This is a genomic window from Rugamonas rubra (assembly GCF_900114705.1).
Taxonomy (GTDB): Bacteria; Pseudomonadota; Gammaproteobacteria; order Burkholderiales; family Burkholderiaceae_D; genus Rugamonas; species Rugamonas rubra.
Window position 1 is genome coordinate 1 of sequence record NZ_FOTW01000043.1, and the last position, 24085, is coordinate 24085.

A 24085-nucleotide genomic window follows, 5' to 3' on the forward strand; every position below is an offset into this window, starting at 1 on the left:
CACGGTAAGGGGAGCAATCGACCCCAGCGTCCTCATCCCACGTCGGGACGATATGCAGGTGTGCGGGTTGGCGCGGCAGCACGTGCGGCGTCACGACAATCCGCTTGATCAGCTTCCCGAGCATCTCGCGTTTCTTCGACAGTGGCAACGAGTTCCACTCTTCCAACAGGCCGCGAGCGATCTCGGTGGGCTGTGCGACCGGCTCCGCGGCTTTCGTCTGCTCGGCCCTGGCGAGCTTCGCGGCGATGCTGTCTCGCTCGGCGATCAGCTCAGCGCGGGTCTGGTCGTACTCGTCTTCGCTCATGCGCTCGGCGACCAGCTGCCGCCGCAGCACGCCGAGCTGCTTCTCGATCCCGTCGAGCTCTGCCTGCAGCGTGTCCGCAGACATCCTGGCTTTGAGCGCGGTTCGCTGTGCTGCTCGCGCGGATTCCGCGGCGGCGCCGATGTCGTCGGCGAGCTGGCCCAGCCATTCCTTCACGAACTGTTCGAGCCGGTTCTCTTGAACGTAGGTCGCGCGCCGCTCGTCCTTCCCTGTGACCTCCTTGGACTGGCAGAGCCAACCGAATCCGGTGCCGCGGCTGTTCTTCTTCCTCCGCATGTTCAGCGTGCAGTCGCCGCAGCCAACAAGGCCCGTCCACGGGTTGGTGGGGTTGATCCGCCGGGGTGGTGTGTTGGCGCGGCCGAGCCTGATCTCGCGGTACCGCTCGAACAGGTCCGGGTCGATGATCGGCTCGTGTGCGCCCTGTTCCCAGGTGTATTCGCTGAACGGTGCGTAGATCTGTCGTTCGCCGTCGTACCGGGCGGCGGTGTTGACCAGGAGGCCGGCCGCGAAACCGCTGTCGAGCACCGTGGCAATGCCGTGTTGGGTCCAGGGCTTGCCCTGGTTGTTGGTGATGTCGAGCCTGTTGAGCTCGCGCATCAGGCCGGGTCTGCCGGTTCCGGCGATGTATTCCTTGTACATCCACTCGACCACTTCGCCCTGCTCGGGGTCGATCTCGTAGCGCTCCTGGGTGTCCCCCTCTGGAAGCCAGAGATAGCCGCCATCCACCGGCGCGCTGAACACGACCCCCTGACTCGCCAGTGCAGGGAGGGGCCGCAGCCAGACGTAGCCGTACCGCGAGCGGCCGTTCGATGGCAGCCCGAGGCGGCGGCGGCGCTCGTGGGCATCCTTCCACTGCTCGCCGATCATGTCCGACTGGAACGCGGCGAACTCGCCGAGCATCCCGCGCTGGAATCGGCCGGCGGCCGTGTCGAGGTCGATCGGTTCCGCGGAGGATTCGATGCGCCCGCCGAGCTTTTCGACGGTGTCGTTGGCGACGGCGAAATGCAGTCGGTGGCGAGCGAGGCGGGACCATCGCCACAGCACGATCACGTCGGCTTGCTTGTCGTGGATCGCGCCTAGAGCCCGCTGGACGCCTTTCCTGCGGTGCCAGGCGCGGCCGGAGACTCCGGGGTCGGCGATGACGTCGACGATCCGGTATCCCTTGCGCGCGCAGTACTCGCGCGCCGAGTTCTCCTGGAGTTCGAGGCTGATCGACTCTTCTCGGTAGGAGGATTGCCGTAGGTAGATCACCACCCGCGATGGGGCTTTCGGCACAGCGCGCAGGCTTTCTATGCGCGCGGTCGTGGCCATAGGTGCGTTCACCTCCATGTGTTGGTTTCCCCGTACTCCATGAGGTCGCCCGCGGAGTTGAGTGCGCGGGCCATCGCCCGAACTTGGGCGAGGGTCAGTTCGACGGGGTCGGCTGTGCCGTCGTGTTGCAGGCGCGCGACAGTGGCGACGCTGTTGATTCGTCCGCTTTCGATCAGGCGCTCGACTTGCACTTCGAGCATGGTGTCGGTGCGGGCGGTTGGCGTCTTCGTGACCAGGACGGCGCAGCGTTGCATCTCGGCGTCGTCCTGGTGGTCCGCTCGACATCCGGGGAGGTGTCCGGCGGTGTTGCATGTCTCCGTTCGAGTCGACGGTTTGTCGCGTGCTGTCACGTGGTGCTCCTGCTGTACGTTGTGTCGGCTCTGTCCTTCAAGTCGAACACTTGTTCGCAGGCAAATCCAGCAGGAAACACTAGGCCATTCGGTTGATTGTTGTACGGGTGTACAAGTCTGAGCCGGTGGCGTTACAGCAGGCCAAGATCAACATGCGAAATTTCTTCGCAAACCGGCGGCCGGCGCCTACGTACGCGAGGCGAGCCGCCGAGCGAGCTCGTCGACGAGCTCCTCGTCGGTCAGATCCGCGACGTGCAACCGCCGCGGCTTGGCCGCCTGCGAACCTTCGGCGAGTCCGGATTCCTCTCGCGTCAGGTAGCCGGCGGCGATGAGCCCTTCGCGGACATCCATACCGAAGAACTCCGCGACCTCCTTGGAGTGCGGCACGGAGGCGTTGACACCTTCGCGCCACCGGCTGACACGCGCGTGATAGAAAGAGCAGCGCTTGACCATGTCGGCTGCGAGCAGGTTGTGATCGTCGAGGTGTTTTTGGACCCAGTCCCACCAGGGACGCTTGGAAGTGCTCACGGGCAGCAGAGTACTTGCCTTCCAGCAAGCAAGCGAGCCCGCCTGATCGTTTCACCCGGACGCCGGAGATAACAGAACCATAACTAGACTGCCCGAGGGAAGCTCACTGCTACAGTTGCCTACGGGCAAGCAGTCGCCTTCCCGCAAGCAACTATCCGCGAGGTTTCCGATGGCCACCACCACAATCCAGATCCGCTCCGATGCGCTGAAGCGGCACAGGATCGCCGCCGGGCTGACTTCCAACTACGCCCTCGCACGGGCGATGGGGCTCGAACAGTCCACGCTCAGCCGCACGTTGGGGACGGGTCGCGCTCCAAGCTCGCTGTTCGTCGCTGGCCTCCTGCGCGCACTCCAGCCCGCGACGTTCGAGGAGCTTTTCGAGCTCGTCGACCTGGCACCGACCGAGGACGCAGCGTGACCCGCGAGGAAGCCATCGCCGCCGCCGGTGCGGTATTGGCCCGCGCCCGCGTCGAGCGCGATGCGCTGCCGCCCCGGGAAGCCGCCGAACTCGCCTACTACCCCGGCGGCCCGTCGCTCGACCAGATCGAGCAGGAAATCCGCGCCATGCGCCGCCTCCCAGCTGCCGCATGACCAGCGCAAAGCAAAACCCCCGCGCCAGCCGAGTACGGCAGCGCGGGGGCTACAGAGCCGAACACCCCCCACCACAGGAGGCGAACGTGACAACACCGTACCCCGTAGCCCTGTCTCAGGCGCTCGATCACCCCGACGTGAAGGTCGAGACGACGACGGACAGCCCCGATGGCCAGTGCGAGTGGTGCCAGATGGTCGGCGCGCTGTGCGCGGTGTCCGTCGAATGGCGGCCCCGTTCGGACGTGCTCTCCGACGGGAGTGTCGAGACGTGCCTCGACTGCGCGGCGTCGCGGGTCCGCTGGGCTGTCGACAACGCCCTCGACGGCTCAGCCGTGCGCGTCGAGATCTCCACGGAGGTGATCGCGTGAGTGCCGCGACGGTCCTGCGCTGTGACGCCGAGGCGTGCACGGCCTCCGTTGAAGGCGGGGCTGGTGAAGCCTGGTGGGTCAACCTCCGCGCCGAATCCGAGGGCTGGGTCACCGGGGATGCCGGGGACTTCTGCCCCGCACACCTGCGAGGCGGTGTCGCGTGAATCTGAAGGACACCGCCGCGATGGCCGCGGCGCTGCGCGTGCTCGACGAACGCGTCAAGGCAGCGCGCACGGCCGCTAACGCCGACATGCTGGCCGCCGCTGACCCCGGCGACCGGATCACCGCCACCCACGACGGTCAGGCGCTCGGGTCGGTGTCGGTCACCACCGGCCGCACCACGGCTCGCGTCACCGATCCGGCCGCGTTCGCGGCCTGGTGCGCCGAGCACTACCCCACCGAGGTCGAACACCGGCCCGTCGTCCGCGAATCGTTCGTGCGCGCCGTGCTCGACGCCTCCAAGCACGCCGGACAGGCCGCGATGCCCGACGGGACGCTCGACGTCCCCGGCATCGACGTCGCCGAGGGCGACCCGTACGTGACCGTCCGCCTTGCCCCCAACGCCGCCGAGGTCGTCGCCGACATGGTGCGCACCGGCGCGATCCGCCTCGACGGCACCCGCCCCGCGATCGAAGGAGCCCAGCAGTGATGACCTTCCAGCCCGCGACCCGCTCGGCCGCCAAGGCCCGCATCGCGCTCGCCGGGCCGTCCGGCTCCGGCAAGACCTACACCGCCCTGTCACTGGCCACAACGCTGTCGGAGACGGTCGCGGTGATCGACACCGAGCGCGGGTCGGCGTCGAAGTACGCCGGGATCAACGGCTGGCAGTTCGCCACCGTCTCCCCGCACTCGTTCTCGCCCGCATCGCTTGTGGAACTGCTGGCCGTGGCCAGTGGCGAGGGCTTCGGGTGCGTGGTGATCGACTCGCTGTCGCACTACTGGATGGGCGTAGACGGCATGATCGAGCAGGCCGACCGCCGCGCCAAGGGCGGCAACTCCTTCTCCGGCTGGAAGGAAGCCAAGCCCGACGAGCGCCGCATGATCGACGCGCTCGTGTCCTACCCCGGCCACGTCATCGCCACGCTGCGGGTCAAGACCGAGTACGTCATCGAGGACAACGAGCGCGGCAAGAAAGCGCCGCGCAAGGTCGGGATGAAGCCCGAGCAGCGCGAAGGCATCGAGTACGAATTCGACGTCGTCGGCGAGCTGGACTACGACAACACCCTGACGGTGTCGAAGTCGCGGATTCCCATTCTGTCGCGCGCCGTGGTGCCCGAACCCGGTGCAGAGCTGGCGGCAACGATCCGCGACTGGCTTGCCGACGGCGACGCCGCGCCGGGCGCGCTGGACTACCGGGCGCGGGCGCTGGGCATGGCCTCGGCCGATGACCTGCTCGCCCTGTGGTACGAGGCCGAGCGCGCCGGGCTCCGGCACGCGCCGATCACCGACGACCAGGGCCAGCCGACCACCCTCGGCGAACTGATCAAGGCGCGCGGCACCGCAGCGAAGGCGAACGCCGCATGAGCGCCGGACAGCTCCCGCTCGGCCTGGCCGACCGGCACCACGGGCAGGCCGCCGCACTCGCGGCGGCCACCGCCGGGCACCTCACCTACCGGGAGCGCTGCGAGGCCGCCCTCGCCGAGCTGGTCGCCCGCGGCGAGCCCTTCGGTGCCGACGACGTCCGCGCGTTGGCCGGGGACGACGAGGGGGCCGGGTGCAACGTGCTGCCGAGCGTGATCGGCGTTGCTGCGCACCCGTCCGCCCCCGACCGGATCGCGATCATGCCGACCTCGCAGTACTACCGCAGCGCCCGCCGCACCCGCCGCGCCAGCCGTAACCGGGTCTGGATCGCCCGCACCGCCGCCAGACCGGCCGCATGACCGCCCACCTCGCCCGATAGCTCACCGGGCCGCGCCCCGCCTCCCAGGGGCGCGGCCCGCCTCACAAGGACACCTCACCGATGCCTCGCCCGATCACCGCGCCCGCCTCGACCAGGCGCAGCAGCTCGGCCCGGCGGCGGCACTGCGCCGCCGGGCACTGGCCCGCCGAAGCCCTCACCCCCGCAGAGCGGGAACGGCTCGTCGCCGAGCTCCACGACCGCGGCCTCACCGACCGCGAGATCGCCGACCACTGCCGCATGAGCACCTTCACCGCCGGCCGAATCCTCGACCGCCTCGGCCTCGCCCCCAACCCCAGCAAGGACACCGCCTGATGCGCATCCGCTCGATCAAGCCCGAGTTCTGGCGCTCCCCCGCCGTCGCCGAGCTGCCCCGCGAGTTCCGTCTGCTGTGGATCGGGCTGTGGTCCTATGTCGACGACAACGGTGTCGGCATCGACGACTACCGGCTCATTGCCGCCGACTTGTTCGCCCTCGACGACCCCGTCGAGGCCCGCGAATTCGTTCGCGAGGGTCTCGCGACACTCTCGCGAGGATTGCAGATCACTCGCTACACCCTCGACGGCCGCTCGTACCTGTACGTCAACGGCTGGGACAAGCATCAGCGCATCGACCGGCCCGGCAAACCGCGGTACCCGCTGCCGCCAACCGACCTGCAGCCCACGCCAACCGATAAAACCCCAGGTAGTGACCAGTCTGGTCCAGTCGCTGAACGTGGCCTCGCGGAACCCTCGCGACAGTCTCGCGAGACCCTCGCGCCTGGAACAGAGGAACAGGGGAACAGGGGAACAGGGCAAAAAGAGTCGTCGTCACGCGCGAGCGCGCGCAGGCGAGGCACCACGACCCTGGTGCAGCTCGCCGACTCCGCGGTCAAGCCCGACGCACGCCGGATCGTCGACGCCTGGCGCAACGCCCAGCCCGACGCAGCGAAGTACCGGCCGCAGACCATCCGGGAAATCGGCAAGGTCATCGACGGGCTACTGCGCGACGGCGCCGACCCGGAACTCGTCCGCGCCGCCCTCGACGAATGGGACCGCCGCCCAGAAATTCACCGGCCCGGCGCTCTGCCCTACGTCTACGACGACGTGATCAAAGCCGCCAGGGCAGCCCAGAAACCCGCCCAGCCAGCCCGTAGCGCACGCGGCGACAAGGTCCGCGGATACCTCGGCATCGACCGCGACCGCAGCCCGCAGGAAGCCGCACAGGCCGTCGCGAACATCGGCGACGTCATCGCCCCGGACTTCGACGCCATTTTCGGCGGCCCCCAGCTGAAGGAGATCACCGCATGAACGCCGACGACGTCCGCTCGGTGATGGCCGTCGCTGCCGCCATCGACCCCTACATGCCCGCCGCCGACGACGACGTCATCGCCGTATGGGTCGCCATGCTCCACGACGTCCCGGCCAAGGTCGGCGCACCCGCCGTGCACTGGTACTACCGCAGCGACGCCTACCGCGACCACCGCCGCACCATCACCCCCGGCGACATCTTCGGGTACTACAAGAACGCGGCCAAGGACTGGCGACAGCGACGTACGGCAAAGGAGATCACCGCCGCGCGCGCCGCGATCGAAGCCGCACCGCGCGAAATCCCTTCGCTGTCTGTGCTTTTCGCGCGCTACAACGCCGAACGCAAGGGCGCCGACCCCGACATCGCCGAGGGCGAGGCAGCAGCCCGACGGCTCTACATGGGCGTGGCGTGCCCGCACCCCACCTGCCGCGCACAACCCGGCCAGCAATGCACCGGCTACACCGGGCGCCCGCTGCGTAAAAACCCAGCTCACCCGGCCCGCATGGACGCCGCCCAAATTCAGCATGCCTAAAGAACTGCTTGCCAGCAGGCAAGTGCTAAGCTTCCAGCAGGCAACTACAGAGCCGAATCACCACACCACAGCCCAGGAGGGCAAACCACAATGACCGCAACGGAAACCGCCAGGCCCACCCCGACGCTGCCACTACTCGGCAACGCCTGCGCCATCTGCGCCCACCCCGCCCGCTGGGTCGACAGCACCCGCCACGTCGTCCACGTCGACCTGCGGCTGCGGCCCTGCCCGCTCCCCCCGAACCCCGCGGCCCCCACCAAGGCCGCCGCCGCATGACCGGCCCGCAGCACAGCGACCCCACCACCGGAGGCGACAGCGAGTACGCCGCAGCAGTCCGACGCCTCACCTCCGACGCACCGCTCACCCGCGACGAACGCGAGGCCCTGCTCGGCCTGCTCCGCGCCCTCGACAAGCACCTGCGCGAGTTCCTCGCCCCGGTCGCCGTGATCGCCACCCACCACCGCGCCCTGCGACAGCTCGCCCAACACCAGGAGCCCACACCGTGACCGCCACGCTCGCCAACCCCGAAACCGCACCGCCCGACAAATGGGTCGACCACATCGCCGTCGAACGCATCCTGCTCGGCCGCGACCCCGTCGGCCGCCCCCTCACCCCCGCCGAACGCGCCGCAGCCTTCCCCCAACTCGTCGACGCCGGGCACACCTCCACCGAAATCTGCGCCCGCCTCGGCATCTCCGGCAGCGTCTACGCCCGCATGAAACGCGCCTACCTGGCCGAACGCGACGGCGAAACCGAACAGTGAACCCCACCCGGTCGCGACCACCCGACCACGGTGGTCGCGACCGGACGGCCCGCCGCTACGCGCGCACGCGCGAAACCCGAGAGGTAACCCGATGGCACTGCCCAACCTGCACGGCGTCGCCCGCCTGACCGCCGATCCCGAGCTCAAGTTCGCCGCGTCCGGCACCGCGGTCTGCACGCTCACGCTCGCGTTCAACTCCCGCCGCCAGAACCGGCAGACCGGCGAGTGGGAGGACGCCGGGGTGCACTTCCAGCGTGCGAAGGCGTTCGGCCAGGTCGCCGAGAACATCGCCGAGAGCTTGACCAAGGGCACCGAGGTCGCCGTGTCCGGCCGTCTCGAGACCGAGCAGTGGACCAACGAGCAGGGCGAGAAGCGTTCGGCCGCCGTGCTGCTGCTCGACTCCATCGGCCCGGAGCTGCGCCGCGCGACCGCCCGCGTGCACAAGGTCGAGCGCTCCACAGCCGGGCAGTCCGGTGATTCGTGGGGCAGCACGCCCACCAACTCCACCGACGAACCCCCGTTCTGACCCCGATTCCCGGCTCCAGATTCCCCCTACAGCCCCGAAAACCGGTTCGGAATACCGATGGACACCCGAAATGCTCAAGGAGCGACCGTGACCAACTCCCGCAAGCCGACCACGCTCGACCCGATCCAGCCCGCCGGCCAGCGCCCCAACCGCGACCAGCTCGCCGTCCTCGACTGGCTCGTGGGAGACCTGCGCGCCTTCGCCGCGCACCACGCTCCCGCCCCTGACCTGCTCGGTCCCGACGAGATCACCGCCGCCGACACCGCCGCCGCCGACGCGATCCGCGACTACGCCGACCGGCTCGCCGCCCGCATCGCCAAGACCCGCCACGAACAGCGCCAGGAGACCAAGCCGTGAACGACCCCCGCGAACCGCTCGACAACCTCATGACCGACGAAGCATGGTCCGCAGTCGAGCGAGCGGCCTATGGCCCCGGCACGTTCGGCGACTGCATGCGCCGCGCAGTCCAAGCAGCCGCCCCCTTCATCACCGCCGCGGCCGTTCGCCCCGTGCTCGACCTGACCCCGCCGCCCATGCACCCCGGCGACGACCCCGAGCTGCACGCCATCCTCACCGACGGCTGGACGACGTGCATGGAAACCGTCCGCCGCACCATCGCCGACAAGCTCGGCGGCGCCCGATGACCACCGCGACCACGTACCGGCTCGACCTGCCGTATCAGCGCCCGCCGCTCACCGCCAACCAGCGCATGCACCACCACGCCCGCGCCCGCGTCACCAAACAGGTACGAGGCGACGCCGCGAAACTCGCCCGCGTTGAGCAGATTCCCGCGCTCGACCGCTGCACGGTCCGTCTGGTGTGGACCGTCACCGACCGGCGCCGCCGCGACGCCGACAACCTCGTGCCCACGCTGAAAGCCTGCTGCGACGGGCTTGTGGACGCCGGAGTGGTCGCCGACGACACCCCCGAGCTCATGACCAAGCACATGCCCGAGATCGTGCTCGGCCAGCGCGCTGCCCTGGTGCTGATCGTTGCTCGGCCTATCAGCCTCGACGACATCGCCGGAATCCTCGGCCCCGATTGGACCGGTGGGCTCGACCCGGTCGAGTGGGTCCGCCAACAACGCGACCGAGACGAAACGGAGGACTCCGCGTGACCACCACCAACCCGCTGGCTGCGAGCATCGCAGCGTGGAGCGAGGGACGCCGCCGAGCCGAAGTGGTCGGCGAGCTCGACGCCGCGTGCGCCCGGCGTCACGAGGCGTTGAACGAGCAGATCGAGAATCTGCGCGGTGTGGTCGTCAGCATCGAGAGCCAGATCGAGCAGCTGCGACAGGATCTTGCGATCGACACCCATGCCGAGCAGGTCGCCGAAAAGGGTGGGCAGATTGTGCACACCCCTGGCGGTGACCAGTTCGAAGGCCCCTCCGCCGACCCGATCGGCACAGTCCGCGTGCACCCCGACGACGCCCCAGACGACCCGAACGCACGCCGAGTCATCCGGCTCGACGGTGCACGGTTCGACGATCCGGACGCCAGTTGGTTCGAGCTTTCCGCTGCGGAGAACGGCGGCGGCGACGGGTACGGCAGTAGCCAGGTTGCCAGCTGGCCGCGGCAGCCACTCGCCGACGTGGGCCGCGTGATGGGGCACCCGGCCGTTCGTGAAGCCGACGCCGCAGACCTCGCCGAGCTGGCCCGACAGCAAGGCGTCAGGCCGGTGCACGACATCGGCGAGTTCGCCACGATCACCGACCTCGCCGACACCGAACACGAGCAGTTCACCGCCGCCGCCCTGTCCGCCCGCGGCACCCGCAGCTGAACCGCCCGCCCGGCCAGCAATCCGCCCCTGCTGGCCGGGCCCCGCCCCGGAGGTGACACCGTGCACGACCACACCACCCCCTGCATCGTCGACCGCTGCCCACGTGCCGCCGAGCCCGGCCGCTACACCTGCGAGCCCTGCGCCGAGCGGATGCGCTGCTGGCTCCGCGAGATCGACGACTACGCCGCCACCCTCACCGCCGCACCGGGCCGCGGCGGTGACGGCGGTCGGCGCTCCCGTGGCTACGGCAGCCGGCCACCGGCCCGGCTCGACGTGATCGCCGCACTCGACCCGCGCAGCGTCGGCCACGTGATCGGACCCGACGACGTCGACGACGCCACCCGCTCCATCCTCGGCACCGTGAACCGCTTGTGCGGCTGGGTGCATTCCGAGCTGCTGCGGCTCGACGCGAACCACCACGCGCCGCCCCGGGACCTGACGATCACCAGGGGCACCGGGTGGCTGCGCGGATACATCGACTGGTGCACCCGGCAGGTCTGGGCCGATGACCTCGCCGATGACCTCCGCGAGCTTCACGCCCAGCTACGGCGGCTCGCCGGTGACTCCACTCGGCCGCTCGCCCCCTGCCCGGACTGCATCGGCTCGCTGTGGCCAGTCGGCGACGCCGACACCATCGCGGTCCGCTGCGGTGTCTGTGGCACTTCCTACGATGGCCTTGCATTGCTCGACCTCGGGCAGCAGTTCGCATGCCAGTTGACGGGAGCAGCATGACCAACAACGAGGACAACAACCGGAACTACCAGCGCGCCGACCCCAGCAGCTTCCCGGAAGACACCGAGCAGCAGAGCGACGCCGCCAGGCAGCGTGCCGAAGAGATCGGGTACGAGGTTGTGCCCCCAGAGGTAGAGCTCCGCCAGGCCGCCGCGACCCTGCGCGAACTGGCCGCCAAGGCGACTCCCGGACCGTGGCGGTACAACCCCGAAAAGTACTACCGCGAACCGGAGACGCTTCGGTTCGAAGAGGCTGTATTCGCCGGGCCCGCCGGGAAGACAGCTACAACCGTCGCCCTGACTGGCGAGGTCGATGATCCCCAGAGCATGACCGATGCCCGCTGGATCGCCACCATGTCCCCCACCCTCGCGGAGCCGTTGGCCGCGTGGTTGGAATGGGAAGCGCAGGCGATGCGGCTGCCGTACGCGCTCGACATCGCACGCCGCATCAACCGGAGCCGGGGGGATCAGTGACCCGCCCGCCAATCGTCCGCTACCGCGACGGCCTGGACCTGCTCGACCTCGGACAGCGCGCCGCGTTCGAGATGACCGGGGCCGCATGATCGAGCGACCTCACCCGTGCGCCCGCCGTGTCGCGCTGGAGCAGCACCGCCAACAGCAGCATGATCCGGCCCATGATCACTCCCGACGTTGACCAGCTGCGCGCGAGCATGAAGACCGCCAAGGCCGCCGAAGCCCAGTTCTGGACCCGCATGGCCGAGCTCGGTATCCCTGACGGTCTGGCGTGGGAAGCTCTGCGCGTAGTCATCGCAGAAATTCAGGACGGCGCCAGCCACACCAACCCGTGGACCGTCGCCGCCGATCGTCTCGCCCGCGAACACACCGACAAACCGGAGGAACAGGCACGATGATCGACAGTCGCGAGGAATACCTGACCCTGGTCATCGTCGACCAGATCGAGGCGAGCTCGAAGGCAATCCGGGACCTGGGCGGTTTCGAACTGAGCAAGCAGGTAAGCGAGTTCGCCCGAGACGTCCGGCACAAGGTCGGACACGGCCAAAGCCTCTTCGAGGACAACGCGGAATGAGTCGCCCGCCGATCGTCCGCCGCGTCAACGGCCGCACCCTGGTCGACCGGTCGAGCCTCGCCCGGCTCACCGGCCGCTCCGTGCACACCATCCGCGGCGCCTGCCCCGTCGCCGACCGCGACCGCACCGGTCGGCCGCTCTACGACGCCCAGCAGTGCGCGCAGATCCTCGCCACCACCACCCGCCGAAGTGGCAGCCGACGCCATTTGACAGCCTCTGCCACTTCTGCTTAGATCACCTTTCAGCGGGTAGAAGTGTGTCCGCAATCAGCCCTCGGCCGCATCGGCTCGGGGGCTTTTCGCATGTCAGGGGTAGGTGATGCGCACATGCCTCGCGCCTCTGACCCGATCACCGACGCAGATCGGGCTCGCGTTCGCGAGCTGCACGAGCAGGGCAAGACCCGCAACGACATCGCGAAAACACTGGGTCGCTCGCCCTCGACCGTGTCCAAGCTCGCCCGCGAGCTCGGTCTGTCCTTCGACCGCACCAAGACCGCCGCCGCCTCGGCCGCCAAGGCCATCGACAACCGCGCCCGCCGCGTCGCGCTGGAAGGCCGCGCCCTGGCCCGCGCCGAAGCCCTGTACGACCGCCTCGAAGCCGACCGGTACCGGTTCACCGCCACCACCGTCAACGGCATCGAAACCCGCACCCTCGACCACGTGCCCGCCCAAGATGAACGGCACCTCTCCGGCGCTGCCGCGGCGCACATCGCCACCGCGGCGAAGCTGGCCGAGGCCAACGCATCCGGCCAGGCCGAGGCCGCTCGCTCGATGCTCGGCAACCTTGCCGAAGCCCTCGGCATCAAGGCGCCGGCCAACGGCGATGGGTAGCCCCGAGCTCCCGCTGTCCGGCCGTCAGGTCGAGTCGCTGCGCGAGTCCGCGGCGCGCGTGAACATCTGGTCGGGCGCGATCCGCTCCGGCAAGACCATCGCGTCGCTGCTTCGCTGGCTGGTGTACGTCTCGACGGCCCCGTTCGGCGGGCAGTTGGTCGTCGTCGGGCGAACCCGAGACAGCGCGGCGCGCAACGTGTTCGCGCCGCTGCAAGACCCGTCGCTGTTCGGGCCGCTGGCCGACCAGGTGCGCTACACCAGCGGGGCGCCGACGGCGTCGATCCTCGGCCGCACCGTCTACGTGCTCGGTGCCTCGGACGCGAAGGCCGAGAAGGTGCTGCGCGGGTTGACGTGCGCTGGCGCGTACGTGGACGAGGTGACCGTCGTCGACGAGCAGTTCTTCGTGCAGCTGCTCGGCCGCATGTCTGTGCCCGGTGCGCAGCTGTTCGGCACCACGAACCCCGACAGCCCCGCGCACTGGTTGAAACGGAAGTACCTCGACCGGCTGGCCGAGCTGCCGGACTGGCGCGGGTTCTTCTTCCAGCTCGACGACAACCCCGCCCTGTCCGGTGACTACAAGGCTGCGATTCGCCGCGAGTACACCGGGTTGTGGTTCCGCCGCTTCATCTTGGGCGAGTGGGTCGCCGCTGAAGGCGCGATCTACGACATGTGGAACCCCGACGAGCACGTCGTCGCCTGGTCCGAGCTGCCGGAGATGGCGCGGGTGCTGGCGGTCGGGATCGACTACGGCACCACCAACGCCACGTCGGCGATCATGCTCGGCCAGGGTGTCGACCAGCGGCTCTACCTGCTCGACGAGTGGCGCCACGACCCCGCCCACGCGCAGAACCGGCTCACCGACGCCCAGCTGTCCGCGCAGATCCGCGCGTGGCTGGATGGCGAGCACCACCCGACGCAGCAGGGGTTGCGTCCGCAGTGGATTGTGGCCGACCCGGCCGCCGCATCGTTCCGGGTGCAGCTGCACCAGGACGGCACCGTCACGCAGGCCGCCGACAACGACGTCGCCTACGGCATCCGCACCGTCGCGACCCTGCTGGGTGCTGGCCGGTTGCGGGTGTCCGATCGCTGCCGCGGCTGGATCACCGAAGCGCCCGGCTACAGCTGGGACGACACCGCCACCGACAAGGGCGAGGACAAGCCCGTCAAGACCGCCGACCACTCGTTGGACGCCGGGCGCTACGCCATCGTCACGACCGAAAGCCTGTGGCGCCGCACCATCCCCGTCTGATCATCAGGAGGTGACCCTGTGCCCACCGCCTGGCCCCCGGCCCCGTTCGACGTCGCGCAGCGCCGCATGGACGAGTGGGACGCCTGGTACGTCGGCAACCCCGACGGCCTCGCCCAGCTCTACGGCTCCAGCGTGCCGCGTACCCGCCCGTCGCAGTACCGCGGTGGACTGGTCGGCGCGCTCGGCCGGTTCTTCTGGGGAAGGCCGACACCGGCGGCGACACGTCCGGCGCGGCTGCATGTGCCGCTGGCCTCCGACATCGCCACCGCCAGCGCTGACCTGTTGTTCGCCGAGCCGCCGCGCCTCACCGTCACCAACCCGGCCGCGCAGGACCGGCTCGACGCGATCCTGCACTCGCCGCTGGTCCACAGCGGCCTGCTGGAGGCTGCCGAGGTCGCCGCCGCGCTCGGCGGGGTGTACCTGCGCGTGGTGTGGGACGCCGACCTGGCCGCGCACCCGGTGATCGACACGGTGCACGCCGACGCCGCAGTACCGGAGTGGCGGTGGTCGCAGCTCACTGCCGTGACGTTCTGGTCGACCGTCCTCGAGGACGGGAACACGGTGTGGCGGCACCTGGAGCGCCACGAACCCGGCCGCATCGTCCACGCGCTGCATGCCGGGAGCACGACCGAGCTCGGCGAACAGCGCGACCTGCGCGAGCATCCGGCCACCGCGTGGGCCGCCGACGTCATCGACTCCACCGGCGCGATCGCCACCGGTACCCACCGGCTCACCGCCACGTACGTGCCCAACCTGCGCCCCAACCGGGCGTGGCGCGGCAAACCCGGCCTCGCCCCTCTCGGCCGCAGCGACTTCGACAGCGTGGAGCCGCTGTTCGACGCGATCGACGAGGCGTATTCGTCGTGGATGCGCGACATCCGGCTCGCGAAAGCCCGGCTGATCGTGCCGACCGGCTACCTCGACAACAACGGCCCCGGAGCAGGTGCGTCGTTCGATGATGAGCGCGAGCTGTTCACCGAGATCAACGCCGTGAGCCGCGGCAACTCCGGGCCGGAGATCACCCTGTCGCAGTTCGCGATCCGAGTGGCCGAGCATCGCGAGACCGTCGATGAACTGGTACGCGCCGCGCTGCGCTCCGCCGGCTACTCCCCCGCGACGTTCGGCGACCAGGACGGCGACACCTCGATCACCGCGACCGAGGTCAACGCCCGCGAACGGATCTCCGAGCGCACCCGGCACAAGAAGGCGCTTCACTGGTCGGCCGGGCTGTCGCAGATCACCGCCGCACTGCTCGACATTGACCGCGAAGTGTTCCGCGGCCCCGGCATCGCTGCAGGCGACGTGCCCGCGGTGGAGTTTCCGCCGCGGTCACAGCCGGACCCCGAAGCCCTCGCCCGCACCGCCGAAACGCTGTACCGGGCCGAGACGGCGAGCACTGAGGTCCGGGTGCGCATGGTGCACCCGGACTGGGACGAGACCGACGTCGCTGCCGAGGTCGCACGCATTCGTTCCGAAGCTGGAGCGGTCGAGCCCGATCCGGCCGAGATCCTGCGGCAAGCCGCGTCCGTCGAGCCGTAGCGGGGGTGGTGCGCGGTGGCGGTCGACCCGGAGTACCTCGACGAGATCGCCGCTACCGTCGCCCAGCTCTACCGCGAGGCCGAGACCGCGCTCGCCCAGCTGATCGCCAAGCACCTCGATGGCGACCTCGACGCGGACATGCCGGCCCCGGTGTGGGCTGAGCGGAAGCTCGCCGCGGTGCGGGCCCTGCGCGCCTCCGCGCAGGCCGTGCTCGCTGGGCTGCAGGCCGACAGCTCGGCCGCGACCCGCCAGGCCGCGGCCGAGGCGTTCCGCGCCGGATGGTCTTCGGCGCTGGCCGAGTTGCCCGCCCGCTGGTTCCCGCACTCCGGCCTGTCCGCTGCGGCGAAGCAGGCTGCCGAGGAAGTTCCGGGATTCGGCGCGGTGGAAGCCCTCGCAGCCGCGGTGCACGCCGATGTTGGCCAGCGGTCCCGCAACGTGCTGCGCGATGTCGTCGACGTCTACCGGGGTGTGATCGCCGCTGCGACCGCCCGCACGCTGACCGGCACGCAGACCCGCCGCCAGGCCGCGCAGGCCGCGTGGCAGCGGTTCGTCGATCGCGGTATCACCGGGTTCACCGACCGGGCTGGGCGCCGCTGGCGGCTGTCGTCCTATGTGGAGATGGCCACCCGCACCGTCGCTCAGCGCGCCGCCGTGCAGGGCCAGACCGACCGGCTGCACGCCGCCGGGGTGTCCCTGGTCTACGTGTCCAATGCGCCGCAGGAGTGCGTGTTGTGCCGCCCGTTCGAGGGCCGGGTGCTGCGGTTGGGCACCGGGCCGACCGGGCGCGTGCAGGTTCCGCACCAGCTCACCGACGCCCCGGTCGAGGTCGAGGTCGTCGACACGCTCGCCGGGGCGCAGCTGGCCGGGCTGTTCCACCCGAACTGCCGTCACAGCGTCTCGGCGTTCCTGCCCGGGGTCACCAAACCTCCGCCGCAGCCGACCGCCGACCCCGAGGGGGACAAGGCGCGGCAGCGTCAGCGGGCGATCGAACGGGAGATCCGTAAGCACAAGCAGCGCCAGGCCGTCGCCCTCGACGAGCCCGCCCGCAAGGCCGCCAGTCAGAAGGTCCGCGCTTGGCAGGCCGAGATGCGCGAGCACCTCGACGCCCACCCCGAGTTGAAGCGGTTGCGGTACCGGGAGCAGCTCGGCGCCGGGAACGTCGGCAAGCCCGGGACCCGCCCGGCCGGTGAGGTCGCGCCGCTGGTCGACGTGCCGCTCGATGGCGGCCCGCCGCAGCAGCGCAAGCCGCACCAGCACGACGCGGAACGGGACGTCGCGTCGGTGGTCAACGACCCCGGCCAGCTCGACCTACTCGGCCAGCGCAGAGCACACCGCGACGAGCAGCACGCCGAGCTGTCTCCGGAGCGCCGGGCCGAACCCGTGCCCGAGCTCGGCCCGGCCGCCGTTGCCGAGCCTGCTCCGCCGGAGCCGGGCGAGGCCGGGCTCGCCCGGCTGCTGGACGTCGACGACGAGCTGACCGCCGACGAGCTGCTCAACGTCGCGCTGACTGCCGAAGGTGAGGAGCGCCGCGAGGCGTTCGCCGCGCTCGCCCGGTTCGAGCAGCTGGCCGAGGAAGGCTCGACCGCACCGGGTTTCGCGTCGTTCGTCAAGCGCTTGGCCAAGCACGCCGACCCGGTCAAGTACGTCCGGCGGCGCCTCGGCCAGCAGCGCGACCCGGCCGCCCGTGCCGCCACGCTGCGCGCATTGTGGAGCGAGTTGGAAGCCCGCGCCCAGCCTGGCTGGGCGCTGCCCGGATCGTCTCCGGCATTGCCGGGGATGCGCGCCGGATTGCGCTTCGACGACAACGGCGAAGCCGTAAAATGGGCGATGAAGAACATGCCGCTACCAGGGGATTTGACGAAGCCCGAGAGGGAGTCGGTGAGCACCTACACGGGTTCGGCGTACCGGGAGATCAACAACGCGCTGCGCGGCTACCAGCCCGCGAACAGCAAGGCGTGGCTTGACCGAATCGTCGGCCACCTCGACAAGGCGTTCGCCAAGGCCGAGCTGGCCGAGTCGATCCTGGCGTTCCGCGGCTCGGGTCCGTCGATCCTGTCCACCCTCGGCGCCGACATCAACGACCCGAAGTCGATCGCCGCGCTGGTCGGCAGCGTGCACACCGATGGCGGCTACCTGTCCACGTCGATCGGCTCGCGCGCGGCGTTCGGCGGCGCGGTGGTGTTCGCCTTCCGCATCCCTACCGGTGCTCGGGCGATGAACGTCATGCCCATCAGCAAGTTCGGCACCAGTGAGCGCGAGATCCTGCTCAACCGCGGCACCCGCTACGTCATCCACGCCGCCTACCAACGCCGCGGCACCTGGTACATCGAATGCGAAGTCGTGCCCGACGGCTGGAACCCGCCGGCGAACTGGCAGCCCGATCCGTACAACGACGTCGACAAGGGGTACCGATGAGCGTGCTTCCACCACCGCCGCCGGGCAGCCGGTGGGATGACGACGGCATGGCCCCGCGCAAGGTCGGCGGCATCAACACCTACCCGACCAGCCCCGCGGGCCGGACCGTCGCGGCACCGGTGCTCGTCGCCGGGCACACGCTCGGCTGGATCTGGACCGACCGCGACCGCTGCGCGGGATGGTGGCCGGCCGAACCCTCCGCAGACGTGCCCGCGGGTCTGATCTCCCGCGTGCACGGGCACGTCGTCGCCCGCCTGGTGGAGCTGCACAGCCGCGGCGTCCCCGCCGCCGACGTGCTCGACCCCGAGCGCTGGCAGCCCTACACCCTCGGCGAACCGGGCCCCGAGCCCACGCCGTAGCAACGAATCCACTTCCCGACAGGAACCCCGGACATCTGATGTGTCCGGGGTTCCTGCGTTTCTGCCTGGCCAGGTGCCGGGCACCGTCAACCCCGCGCCCAGGAGGCCGCCCATGCTCGAGAACCTGCCCATCCACCCCGCGACCGGACTGCGCGCGCTCGGCTGGACCTCGCGCGGCCCGATCTGGCCTGTCCTTGGCGGCAACGGTGAAGGGGACGGGGACACCGGCGATCAACCGCCCACCCCCGATGAGGGCCAGCAGCAGCCGCCGCCCGGCGACAGCGGCAAGGACGGCAACGGCGGCCAGGACCAGGGCGACGGCGACGAGCTGGCCGCCCTCGAACCGGCGAAGCTGGCCGCGATGGTGCGCAAGCTGCGCTCCGAGAACGCCAGCGACCGCACCAACGCCAAGCAGCAGGCCGCCGACGAGGCGCGCACCGAGCTCGCGCAGACCATCGGGCGGGCGCTCGGCCTGATCGCCGACGACGAACCGGCCGACCCGGCCAAGCTCGCCGAGCAGCTCACCGCCGAGCGCGACGCCCAGACCACGGCCGCCCGCGAGGCCGCCGTCGAGCTGACCGTCTGGAAGAACGCCGCCAAGCACGGCGCCGACCCGACCGCGCTCACCGACTCCCGCGCCTTCCTGTCCAAGCTCGACAAGCTCGACCCCGCGGCCGAGGACTTCACCGCGAAGGTCGGCGAGGCCATCAAGAAGGCCGTCGCCGACAACCCCCGACTCAGCGCAGCAGGCCAGGCGCCCGCACGCAGCAGCAGCCAGCACACCGGCGGGACCGGTGGCACAGGCAAACCCGCATCCCTGACTGACGCAGTGGCCGCACGCTACGGCCGCGCCTGACCCGCAAGGAGAAACCGATGGCGATCACCCTCGCTGACGCCGCGAAGAACACCACCGACGACGTCGACCTGACGGTCATCGACGAGTTCCGCAAGAGCTCGGCCATTCTCGACGCTCTGTCGTTCGACCCGGCCGTCTCGCCGGTGGGTGGCGGTGCCACCCTGACCTACTCCTACACCCGGCACATCACCGAGCGCGGCGCCGACTTCCGCGCCTACAACACCGAGTACAGCAAGGCCGAGGCCAAGCGCGAGCGCTACAGCGTGGACCTGACCCCGCTGGGCGGGGCATTCGAGGTCGACCGGGTGCTCGGCAACCTCGGACCGTCGGCCACCAACGAGGTGTCCTACCAGATCAGCCAGCTGATCAAGGCCACCCGCGCGAAGTTCTCCGACAGCTTCATCAACGGCGACCAGGCCGTGGAGGCCAACGGATTCGACGGCCTCGACAAGGCCGTGACCGGCACGGTCACCGAGCGCACCGCGGCCACGTCCTGGGCCGATCTGGCCAGCGAGGACGCCCGGCACGATGCCCTCGACGAGCTCGACGAGTGGATCGACACCCTCGACGGGCTGCCGACGATGATCCTCGGCAGCGACAAGGGCATCGCGCGGCTGCGGTCGCTGGCCCGCCGCGCCGGCTACTACGACCGGTCGCCGAACGCCTTCGGTGTCGAAGTCGAGCGCTACCGCGGTATCCCGCTGGTCAACCCGCAGGAGAAGGCCGGTTCGGCTGAGCCGATCATCGGCACCGATGCCACCAGCGGCACCACGTCGCTGTACGCGGTGCGGTTCGGCCTGGACGGCGTGCACGCCGTGTCGACCCCCGGCGAGCTGGTCAAGACGTGGCTGCCCGACTTCGCCTCGGCCGGTGCGGTCAAGACGGGCGAGGTCGAGATGGGTCCGGTCGCGGTCGTGGTCAAGCGCACCCGCTCCGTCGGGGCGTTCCGCGTCACCGTCCAGACCCCGGCCGGCACCGGCAGCTGACCACCCCGGCGCGCAGGACACCCCAACCCGCTCCCGGGGTGTCCTGCGCCCCCGTTCTCACCTGGAGGCACCCCATGCCCACCGTGATCGCTCCCACCAACTACACCGGCACCGTCGTCGGCGTCGCCCTGATCGACGGCCGCGGCGAGACCACCGACCCCGCGGCGCTGGCCTACTTCCGCCGCCACGGCTACACCATCGGCGACGACCAGGCCCTCGACGAGCACCAGGCGCAGGACTCCCCGGACATCGAGCGACCGAGCCGGACTGCCCGGAAGGCCGACTGGGTCGCCTACGCCATCGCCCGCGGCATGCCGCAGGATGACGCCGAATCGCTGACGCGCGACGACCTCGCCCGGCTCTACCACGACGACGAGGGCTGACCGGTGCCGCGCGTGTACGCCACCCGCGACGACCTGACGGCCTACGCCCCGCCTGGCGTCGAGATACCGGCCGAGCCGGAAGCCTCCCGCCTACTCGCGCGCGCGTCCGAAGCCGTCGAGCTGCTGACGCTCACCGCGGTCTATCCCGTGCTCGACGACGGGATGCCCGCCGCCACCGAACACGCCACCGCCTTCCGGTCGGCGACGTGCGCGCTGGCGCTGCACTGGCTGGAAACCGGCGACGAGCACGGAGATGCTGGGCAGTGGTCGAGCGTGAGTATCGGCTCGATCAACCTCACCCGCGGCGCCGGCCACACCGCGGCGCCCGGTTCGACGAGCCCACCAGACTCCGTGGTGCGCCCGCTGCAGCTGGCCGGGCTGCTACCCGGTGTCGTCACCCGACCCTGACCGGGAGGTGGTGAACCGGTGGCCGGTATCCCCCGATGGCTGCTCGCCCAAGCCGGGCAGGCCGTCACGATCGAGCCGTACGAGGGCAGCGGCGCCTACGGCGATGTGTTCGGCCCGCCCGTCACCGTGCGCGCGGTCGTCGACGCCTCCCGCCGCCTGGTCCGCAACGAAGCGGGTGCGGAGGTGGTCAGCGAAACCACCCTCTACGCCCCGCTGTCCACAGTGGCTCCCGCGGGTTCGCGGGTGACGCTGGCCGACGGCACCCGGTCGACGGTGATCACCGCGAAGCGGCGCGACGGCCGCCGACTCCCCGTTCCCTCGCACCTGGAAGTGGTGTTGACCTGATGGCCATGCGCACCCGGCTCGACTGGAACGGGCCGACCGTGACCGCCCGCCAGCACTCCGGCGCCGTGGCCGGGCTCCGCCAGGCCGCCGAGCACATCCTCGGCGCCTCCCGGCAGCTCGTCCCGCTGGAAGAGGGCACCCTCGAACGCTCCGGCGTCGCCAGCGTCGACGAGAACGACCTGACCGCCGCGGTCTCCTACGACACCGTGTACGCGGTCCGCCAGCACGAAGAGCTCACGTGGAAGCACGACGCCGGGCGGTCCGCGAAGTACCTCGAACGCCCCATGACCTCCGAACGCGACACCGTCGCCGACCTGGTCGCCGCCGAGATCCGGCGGTCGCTGTCATGAGCTGGACCCGCGACCTCGCTCACGGCCTGGCCCAGTACCTCGCCGACCACGACGTCGGCACCTACCGCCCGTCCGGCATCTACCCCGAGCACGAGACAGGCATCGTCATCGGCGCGGTTCCGCAGTCCCCGTCCCGGATCGTGGCGCTCACCCCGTACCTGATGGTGGCCGACCCCAGCCAGGCCGACGACATCGTCGGCCTGCAGGTGCGTGCCCGCTCCGCCGGGCCGGACCCGCGCGACGCGCTCGACCTCACCGACGCCGCGTTCGACGCCCTGGTCGGTGCCGCGCACCTGCAGCTCGACGGCGTCGTCGTGCACCTGGTCGAGCTCACCGGATCGGCGCCGATGGGCCGTGACGAGTCCGGCCGGTACGAGCACGTCACCAACTACCAGCTCACCGCCCACCACCCGACCCCCAACCGCACTTAGGAGGCGCCGCCATGCGCTCACTGCTCGCGAAGGACTGGACGCTGGAAGTCGAGGACTCCAGCGGCACGACCCCGACGTGGGTGCCCGTCAAGGGCTTGACCTCGTTCTCGGAGACCAGCGACGACAACACCGAGGACGACGGCGATTTCGACTCCGATGGCTGGGGAAGCTCGGTCGTCACGCAGCGCACGTGGTCGCTGGAGTGCGAGGGCAAGCGCAAGCGCACCGACGACACCACGTTCACCCCGGACCCCGGGCAGGAGATCATCCGCAAGGCCGCCCGCATCGTCGGGTTTGACGCCAACATCCGGGTGCGGTGGTACCGGCGGGACGGCTCCCCGGATGCCTACGAAGGCACCGCGACCGTGTCGGAGTTCGAGAAGGGCGGCGGGGTGACCGACCTGGAGCCGTTCACCTTCACCCTGCTCGGCCAGGGTGCGCCGGTGGAGATCACCAACCCGGGTACGACTCCGCCCGCTGGTGGTGGTGCGTGATGGCGTTGCAGGATCTCGGGGAGTTCCTCGATCCGACCCTGTCGGTGCCGATCCGGGGCAAGACCTACAGGGTCGAGCCGCCGGACGCCGAGACCGGGCTGCGGCTGCAGCACCTCTCCGACTGGATGCTCGGCGCCGCCGCCGCAGTCCAGGCCGACGCCGACGCGCCAGCCCCGTCCGAGGAACTGCTGTCGGACGCCGCCGAGCTCGACATGTACCGCGCCGCGCTCGGTGCGGTCTACGACGAGCTGTTCGCCGATGCTGTGCCGTGGCCGTGGATCAAGCTCGCTGGGATGACGGCGTTTCTGCACTGGACCGTCGGCGCGGAACAGGCTGAGGCGTACTGGGCGGCGGGTGGCCGCCCGGAACCGCAGGCGGGGAATCGGGCGCAGCGGCGGGCGGCCCGATCGACCCCGCGACCGGGCTCGCCGAGTGGTACGAGCCGGAGCCGCAAGGCGGCCAGGGCCACAGCTGGCGGGAAGTCCTCGGCCACTGGCAGCTGATCGAGGCCGACCTGCACGAGTTCTACGGCATCGACGTCGAATCCGGTGTGCTGCGGGCCCGCTCGTGGCGGTGGCTGCGGTGCCGGATCGTCGGACTCCTGTCGTGCGAATCCCGCCTCGCCCGCGCTCTCTCACCCCCGGATGAGAAACCGGGACAACTGAAAACCAACTGAATAGCGGAGGTGCCCGGCATGGCGTTGACCGTTGGTGAACTGGTCGGGTACCTCCGCCTCGATTCCTCGCAGTGGACCCGCGCACTGGTCAAGGCCCGTAAGCAGCTCGGCGACACCGAGAGCGGTCTACGCCGCTTCGGGCGTCGCTCGGAAGTACTGGCCGCGGCTGCGGTGCGGATGGGCGCGTTCTCCGCCGCCTCATCGCTGGCGGGCTCCGCGGTGTCCGGGTTGGTCGCGGGCGTGGCCGCGGCGTCCGGCTCGCTGCTGCTGTTTCCCGCGCTCCTGACGGCCGGCGGGGTGGCCTTCGGCGCCGCCACGCTCGGCGCGCAGGGATTCGGCGACGCGCTGGCGAGCATGGACGATCCGGCGAAGTTCGCCGAAGCGCTCGAAGAACTCGCCCCCGCCGCACGCGAGACTGCCATCGCCGCACGGGACCTGGCGCCCGCCTGGGAAGAACTCCAGCAGGCCACGCAGCAAGAGCTGTTCGCCGGGACCGCCGACGTCGTTCGTGAGCTGGGCGCGAAGTACCTGCCGATCCTGCGGGCCGGATTGACCTCGACCGCCGCCGAGCTCAACGAGGCCGCCCGGTCAGCGGGCGCGTTCGCGCTGGAAGCCGACACGATCCGCGACGTCGAGGCCATCCTCGACAATTCCTCGGCAGCGGCCGGGAACCTCACCGCGACCACCCGGCCGCTGTTGCACGGTAAGGGGAGCAATCGACCCCAGCG

General features: G+C 70.4%; 39 protein-coding genes. 36 read left to right on the forward strand and 3 right to left on the reverse strand.

Annotated elements, in window-relative coordinates; all coding sequences use genetic code 11:
* The 3 genes from BM252_RS28455 to BM252_RS28465 all read right to left on the reverse strand — a co-directional run.
* A partial coding sequence (locus BM252_RS28455; protein WP_174900714.1) for a recombinase family protein occupies window positions 1-1633 on the reverse strand: 1633 nt, incomplete at its 3' end.
* 8 nt (window positions 1634-1641) lie between these two features.
* Complete coding sequence (locus BM252_RS31285; RefSeq protein WP_174900715.1) at window positions 1642-1983, reverse strand: hypothetical protein; 342 nt, start codon at window positions 1981-1983, stop codon at window positions 1642-1644.
* 186 nt (window positions 1984-2169) lie between these two features.
* Window positions 2170-2511, reverse strand: a complete 342-nt coding sequence (locus BM252_RS28465; RefSeq protein WP_093391111.1) for a hypothetical protein — start codon at window positions 2509-2511, stop codon at window positions 2170-2172.
* Window positions 2512-2680: 169 nt separating this feature from the next.
* Between BM252_RS28465 and BM252_RS28470 the strand changes: the two genes are divergently transcribed.
* The 36 genes from BM252_RS28470 to BM252_RS28635 form a co-directional block, all read left to right on the forward strand.
* Window positions 2681-2929, forward strand: a complete 249-nt coding sequence (locus BM252_RS28470) for a hypothetical protein (protein WP_093357106.1) — start codon at window positions 2681-2683, stop codon at window positions 2927-2929.
* Window positions 2926-3102, forward strand: coding sequence for a hypothetical protein (locus BM252_RS31290; RefSeq protein WP_170210280.1), 177 nt, complete (start codon window positions 2926-2928; stop codon window positions 3100-3102). Before BM252_RS28470 ends, BM252_RS31290 begins: the two co-directional genes overlap by 4 nt.
* Window positions 3103-3188: 86 nt before the next feature.
* A complete protein-coding gene (locus BM252_RS28475; protein ID WP_093357104.1) occupies window positions 3189-3470 on the forward strand; it encodes a hypothetical protein in 282 nt (93 codons plus the stop codon).
* Window positions 3471-3630: 160 nt separating this feature from the next.
* Window positions 3631-4119, forward strand: a complete 489-nt coding sequence (locus BM252_RS28480; RefSeq protein WP_093357103.1) for a hypothetical protein — start codon at window positions 3631-3633, stop codon at window positions 4117-4119.
* The gene (locus BM252_RS28485; protein ID WP_093357102.1) at window positions 4119-4994 is read left to right on the forward strand and encodes an ATP-binding protein; all 876 of its coding nucleotides are present in this window, start codon (window positions 4119-4121) and stop codon (window positions 4992-4994) included. The genes BM252_RS28480 and BM252_RS28485 overlap by 1 nt, the downstream gene beginning before the upstream one ends.
* The gene (locus tag BM252_RS28490) at window positions 4991-5350 is read left to right on the forward strand and encodes a hypothetical protein (RefSeq protein WP_093357101.1); all 360 of its coding nucleotides are present in this window, start codon (window positions 4991-4993) and stop codon (window positions 5348-5350) included. The genes BM252_RS28485 and BM252_RS28490 overlap by 4 nt, the downstream gene beginning before the upstream one ends.
* Before the next feature lie 80 nt (window positions 5351-5430).
* Complete coding sequence (locus BM252_RS28495; RefSeq protein ID WP_093357099.1) at window positions 5431-5682, forward strand: helix-turn-helix domain-containing protein; 252 nt, start codon at window positions 5431-5433, stop codon at window positions 5680-5682.
* Window positions 5682-6656, forward strand: coding sequence for an ABC transporter permease family protein (locus BM252_RS28500; RefSeq protein ID WP_093357098.1), 975 nt, complete (start codon window positions 5682-5684; stop codon window positions 6654-6656). The genes BM252_RS28495 and BM252_RS28500 overlap by 1 nt, the downstream gene beginning before the upstream one ends.
* A complete protein-coding gene (locus BM252_RS28505) occupies window positions 6653-7189 on the forward strand; it encodes a zinc finger domain-containing protein (RefSeq protein WP_093357097.1) in 537 nt (178 codons plus the stop codon). The genes BM252_RS28500 and BM252_RS28505 overlap by 4 nt, the downstream gene beginning before the upstream one ends.
* A 272-nt stretch (window positions 7190-7461) precedes the next feature.
* The gene (locus BM252_RS30675) at window positions 7462-7695 is read left to right on the forward strand and encodes a hypothetical protein (RefSeq protein WP_093357094.1); all 234 of its coding nucleotides are present in this window, start codon (window positions 7462-7464) and stop codon (window positions 7693-7695) included.
* A complete protein-coding gene (locus BM252_RS28515; protein ID WP_093357093.1) occupies window positions 7692-7952 on the forward strand; it encodes a hypothetical protein in 261 nt (86 codons plus the stop codon). Before BM252_RS30675 ends, BM252_RS28515 begins: the two co-directional genes overlap by 4 nt.
* 91 nt (window positions 7953-8043) lie before the next feature.
* Window positions 8044-8478 carry a single-stranded DNA-binding protein gene (gene ssb, locus BM252_RS28520; protein WP_093357092.1) on the forward strand — a complete coding sequence of 145 codons (435 nt, stop codon included), beginning with the start codon at window positions 8044-8046 and terminating at the stop codon, window positions 8476-8478.
* Between the two features lie 87 nt (window positions 8479-8565).
* Window positions 8566-8835 (forward strand): hypothetical protein, encoded by a 270-nt coding sequence (locus BM252_RS28525; protein WP_093357091.1) that lies wholly within the window; start codon window positions 8566-8568, stop codon window positions 8833-8835.
* The gene (locus tag BM252_RS28530) at window positions 8832-9122 is read left to right on the forward strand and encodes a hypothetical protein (RefSeq protein WP_093357089.1); all 291 of its coding nucleotides are present in this window, start codon (window positions 8832-8834) and stop codon (window positions 9120-9122) included. The genes BM252_RS28525 and BM252_RS28530 overlap by 4 nt, the downstream gene beginning before the upstream one ends.
* Window positions 9119-9595 (forward strand): RusA family crossover junction endodeoxyribonuclease, encoded by a 477-nt coding sequence (locus BM252_RS28535; RefSeq protein ID WP_174900716.1) that lies wholly within the window; start codon window positions 9119-9121, stop codon window positions 9593-9595. Before BM252_RS28530 ends, BM252_RS28535 begins: the two co-directional genes overlap by 4 nt.
* Window positions 9592-10257 carry a hypothetical protein gene (locus BM252_RS28540; RefSeq protein WP_093357087.1) on the forward strand — a complete coding sequence of 222 codons (666 nt, stop codon included), beginning with the start codon at window positions 9592-9594 and terminating at the stop codon, window positions 10255-10257. Before BM252_RS28535 ends, BM252_RS28540 begins: the two co-directional genes overlap by 4 nt.
* A gap of 60 nt (window positions 10258-10317) precedes the next feature.
* Entirely contained in the window at window positions 10318-10989 is a 672-nt protein-coding gene (locus BM252_RS28545; protein WP_093357086.1) for a hypothetical protein, read from the forward strand.
* Window positions 10986-11462, forward strand: coding sequence for a hypothetical protein (locus BM252_RS28550; RefSeq protein ID WP_093357085.1), 477 nt, complete (start codon window positions 10986-10988; stop codon window positions 11460-11462). Before BM252_RS28545 ends, BM252_RS28550 begins: the two co-directional genes overlap by 4 nt.
* 161 nt (window positions 11463-11623) lie before the next feature.
* On the forward strand, window positions 11624-11860 hold the full coding sequence (locus BM252_RS28555) for a hypothetical protein (protein WP_139236807.1): 237 nt from the start codon (window positions 11624-11626) through the stop codon (window positions 11858-11860).
* Window positions 11857-12036: a hypothetical protein gene (locus BM252_RS28560; RefSeq protein WP_093357083.1), complete on the forward strand. Its 180-nt coding sequence runs from the start codon at window positions 11857-11859 to the stop codon at window positions 12034-12036. The genes BM252_RS28555 and BM252_RS28560 overlap by 4 nt, the downstream gene beginning before the upstream one ends.
* The gene (locus tag BM252_RS31295) at window positions 12033-12269 is read left to right on the forward strand and encodes a hypothetical protein (protein WP_093357081.1); all 237 of its coding nucleotides are present in this window, start codon (window positions 12033-12035) and stop codon (window positions 12267-12269) included. Before BM252_RS28560 ends, BM252_RS31295 begins: the two co-directional genes overlap by 4 nt.
* Window positions 12270-12362: 93 nt before the next feature.
* On the forward strand, window positions 12363-12866 hold the full coding sequence (locus BM252_RS28565) for a helix-turn-helix domain-containing protein (protein WP_093357080.1): 504 nt from the start codon (window positions 12363-12365) through the stop codon (window positions 12864-12866).
* Window positions 12859-14115 carry a PBSX family phage terminase large subunit gene (locus BM252_RS28570; RefSeq protein WP_093357079.1) on the forward strand — a complete coding sequence of 419 codons (1257 nt, stop codon included), beginning with the start codon at window positions 12859-12861 and terminating at the stop codon, window positions 14113-14115. Before BM252_RS28565 ends, BM252_RS28570 begins: the two co-directional genes overlap by 8 nt.
* A gap of 18 nt (window positions 14116-14133) precedes the next feature.
* On the forward strand, window positions 14134-15654 hold the full coding sequence (locus BM252_RS28575) for a phage portal protein (RefSeq protein ID WP_217429982.1): 1521 nt from the start codon (window positions 14134-14136) through the stop codon (window positions 15652-15654).
* 15 nt (window positions 15655-15669) lie between these two features.
* Window positions 15670-18069 (forward strand): phage minor capsid protein, encoded by a 2400-nt coding sequence (locus BM252_RS30680; RefSeq protein WP_093357078.1) that lies wholly within the window; start codon window positions 15670-15672, stop codon window positions 18067-18069.
* Window positions 18066-18428, forward strand: a complete 363-nt coding sequence (locus BM252_RS28585; RefSeq protein ID WP_139236808.1) for a hypothetical protein — start codon at window positions 18066-18068, stop codon at window positions 18426-18428. The genes BM252_RS30680 and BM252_RS28585 overlap by 4 nt, the downstream gene beginning before the upstream one ends.
* 112 nt (window positions 18429-18540) lie before the next feature.
* On the forward strand, window positions 18541-19284 hold the full coding sequence (locus BM252_RS28590; RefSeq protein ID WP_093357075.1) for a hypothetical protein: 744 nt from the start codon (window positions 18541-18543) through the stop codon (window positions 19282-19284).
* A 17-nt stretch (window positions 19285-19301) separates the two neighbouring features.
* Window positions 19302-20270 carry a major capsid protein gene (locus tag BM252_RS28595; RefSeq protein ID WP_093357074.1) on the forward strand — a complete coding sequence of 323 codons (969 nt, stop codon included), beginning with the start codon at window positions 19302-19304 and terminating at the stop codon, window positions 20268-20270.
* Window positions 20271-20344: 74 nt separating this feature from the next.
* The gene (locus tag BM252_RS28600) at window positions 20345-20653 is read left to right on the forward strand and encodes a hypothetical protein (protein WP_093357073.1); all 309 of its coding nucleotides are present in this window, start codon (window positions 20345-20347) and stop codon (window positions 20651-20653) included.
* A 12-nt stretch (window positions 20654-20665) separates the two neighbouring features.
* The gene (locus BM252_RS28605) at window positions 20666-21061 is read left to right on the forward strand and encodes a hypothetical protein (RefSeq protein WP_093391118.1); all 396 of its coding nucleotides are present in this window, start codon (window positions 20666-20668) and stop codon (window positions 21059-21061) included.
* 18 nt (window positions 21062-21079) lie between these two features.
* The gene (locus tag BM252_RS28610; protein WP_211841248.1) at window positions 21080-21406 is read left to right on the forward strand and encodes a hypothetical protein; all 327 of its coding nucleotides are present in this window, start codon (window positions 21080-21082) and stop codon (window positions 21404-21406) included.
* Window positions 21406-21756 carry a minor capsid protein gene (locus tag BM252_RS28615; protein ID WP_093357070.1) on the forward strand — a complete coding sequence of 117 codons (351 nt, stop codon included), beginning with the start codon at window positions 21406-21408 and terminating at the stop codon, window positions 21754-21756. The genes BM252_RS28610 and BM252_RS28615 overlap by 1 nt, the downstream gene beginning before the upstream one ends.
* On the forward strand, window positions 21753-22187 hold the full coding sequence (locus BM252_RS28620) for a minor capsid protein (protein WP_093357069.1): 435 nt from the start codon (window positions 21753-21755) through the stop codon (window positions 22185-22187). The genes BM252_RS28615 and BM252_RS28620 overlap by 4 nt, the downstream gene beginning before the upstream one ends.
* A gap of 11 nt (window positions 22188-22198) precedes the next feature.
* Window positions 22199-22681: a phage tail tube protein gene (locus BM252_RS28625; protein ID WP_093160096.1), complete on the forward strand. Its 483-nt coding sequence runs from the start codon at window positions 22199-22201 to the stop codon at window positions 22679-22681.
* Window positions 22681-23184: a DUF7426 family protein gene (locus BM252_RS28630; RefSeq protein ID WP_093160098.1), complete on the forward strand. Its 504-nt coding sequence runs from the start codon at window positions 22681-22683 to the stop codon at window positions 23182-23184. Before BM252_RS28625 ends, BM252_RS28630 begins: the two co-directional genes overlap by 1 nt.
* A gap of 191 nt (window positions 23185-23375) precedes the next feature.
* Window positions 23376-24085 (forward strand): hypothetical protein (locus tag BM252_RS28635; protein WP_217429983.1); only part of this gene is annotated, 710 nt, incomplete at its 3' end.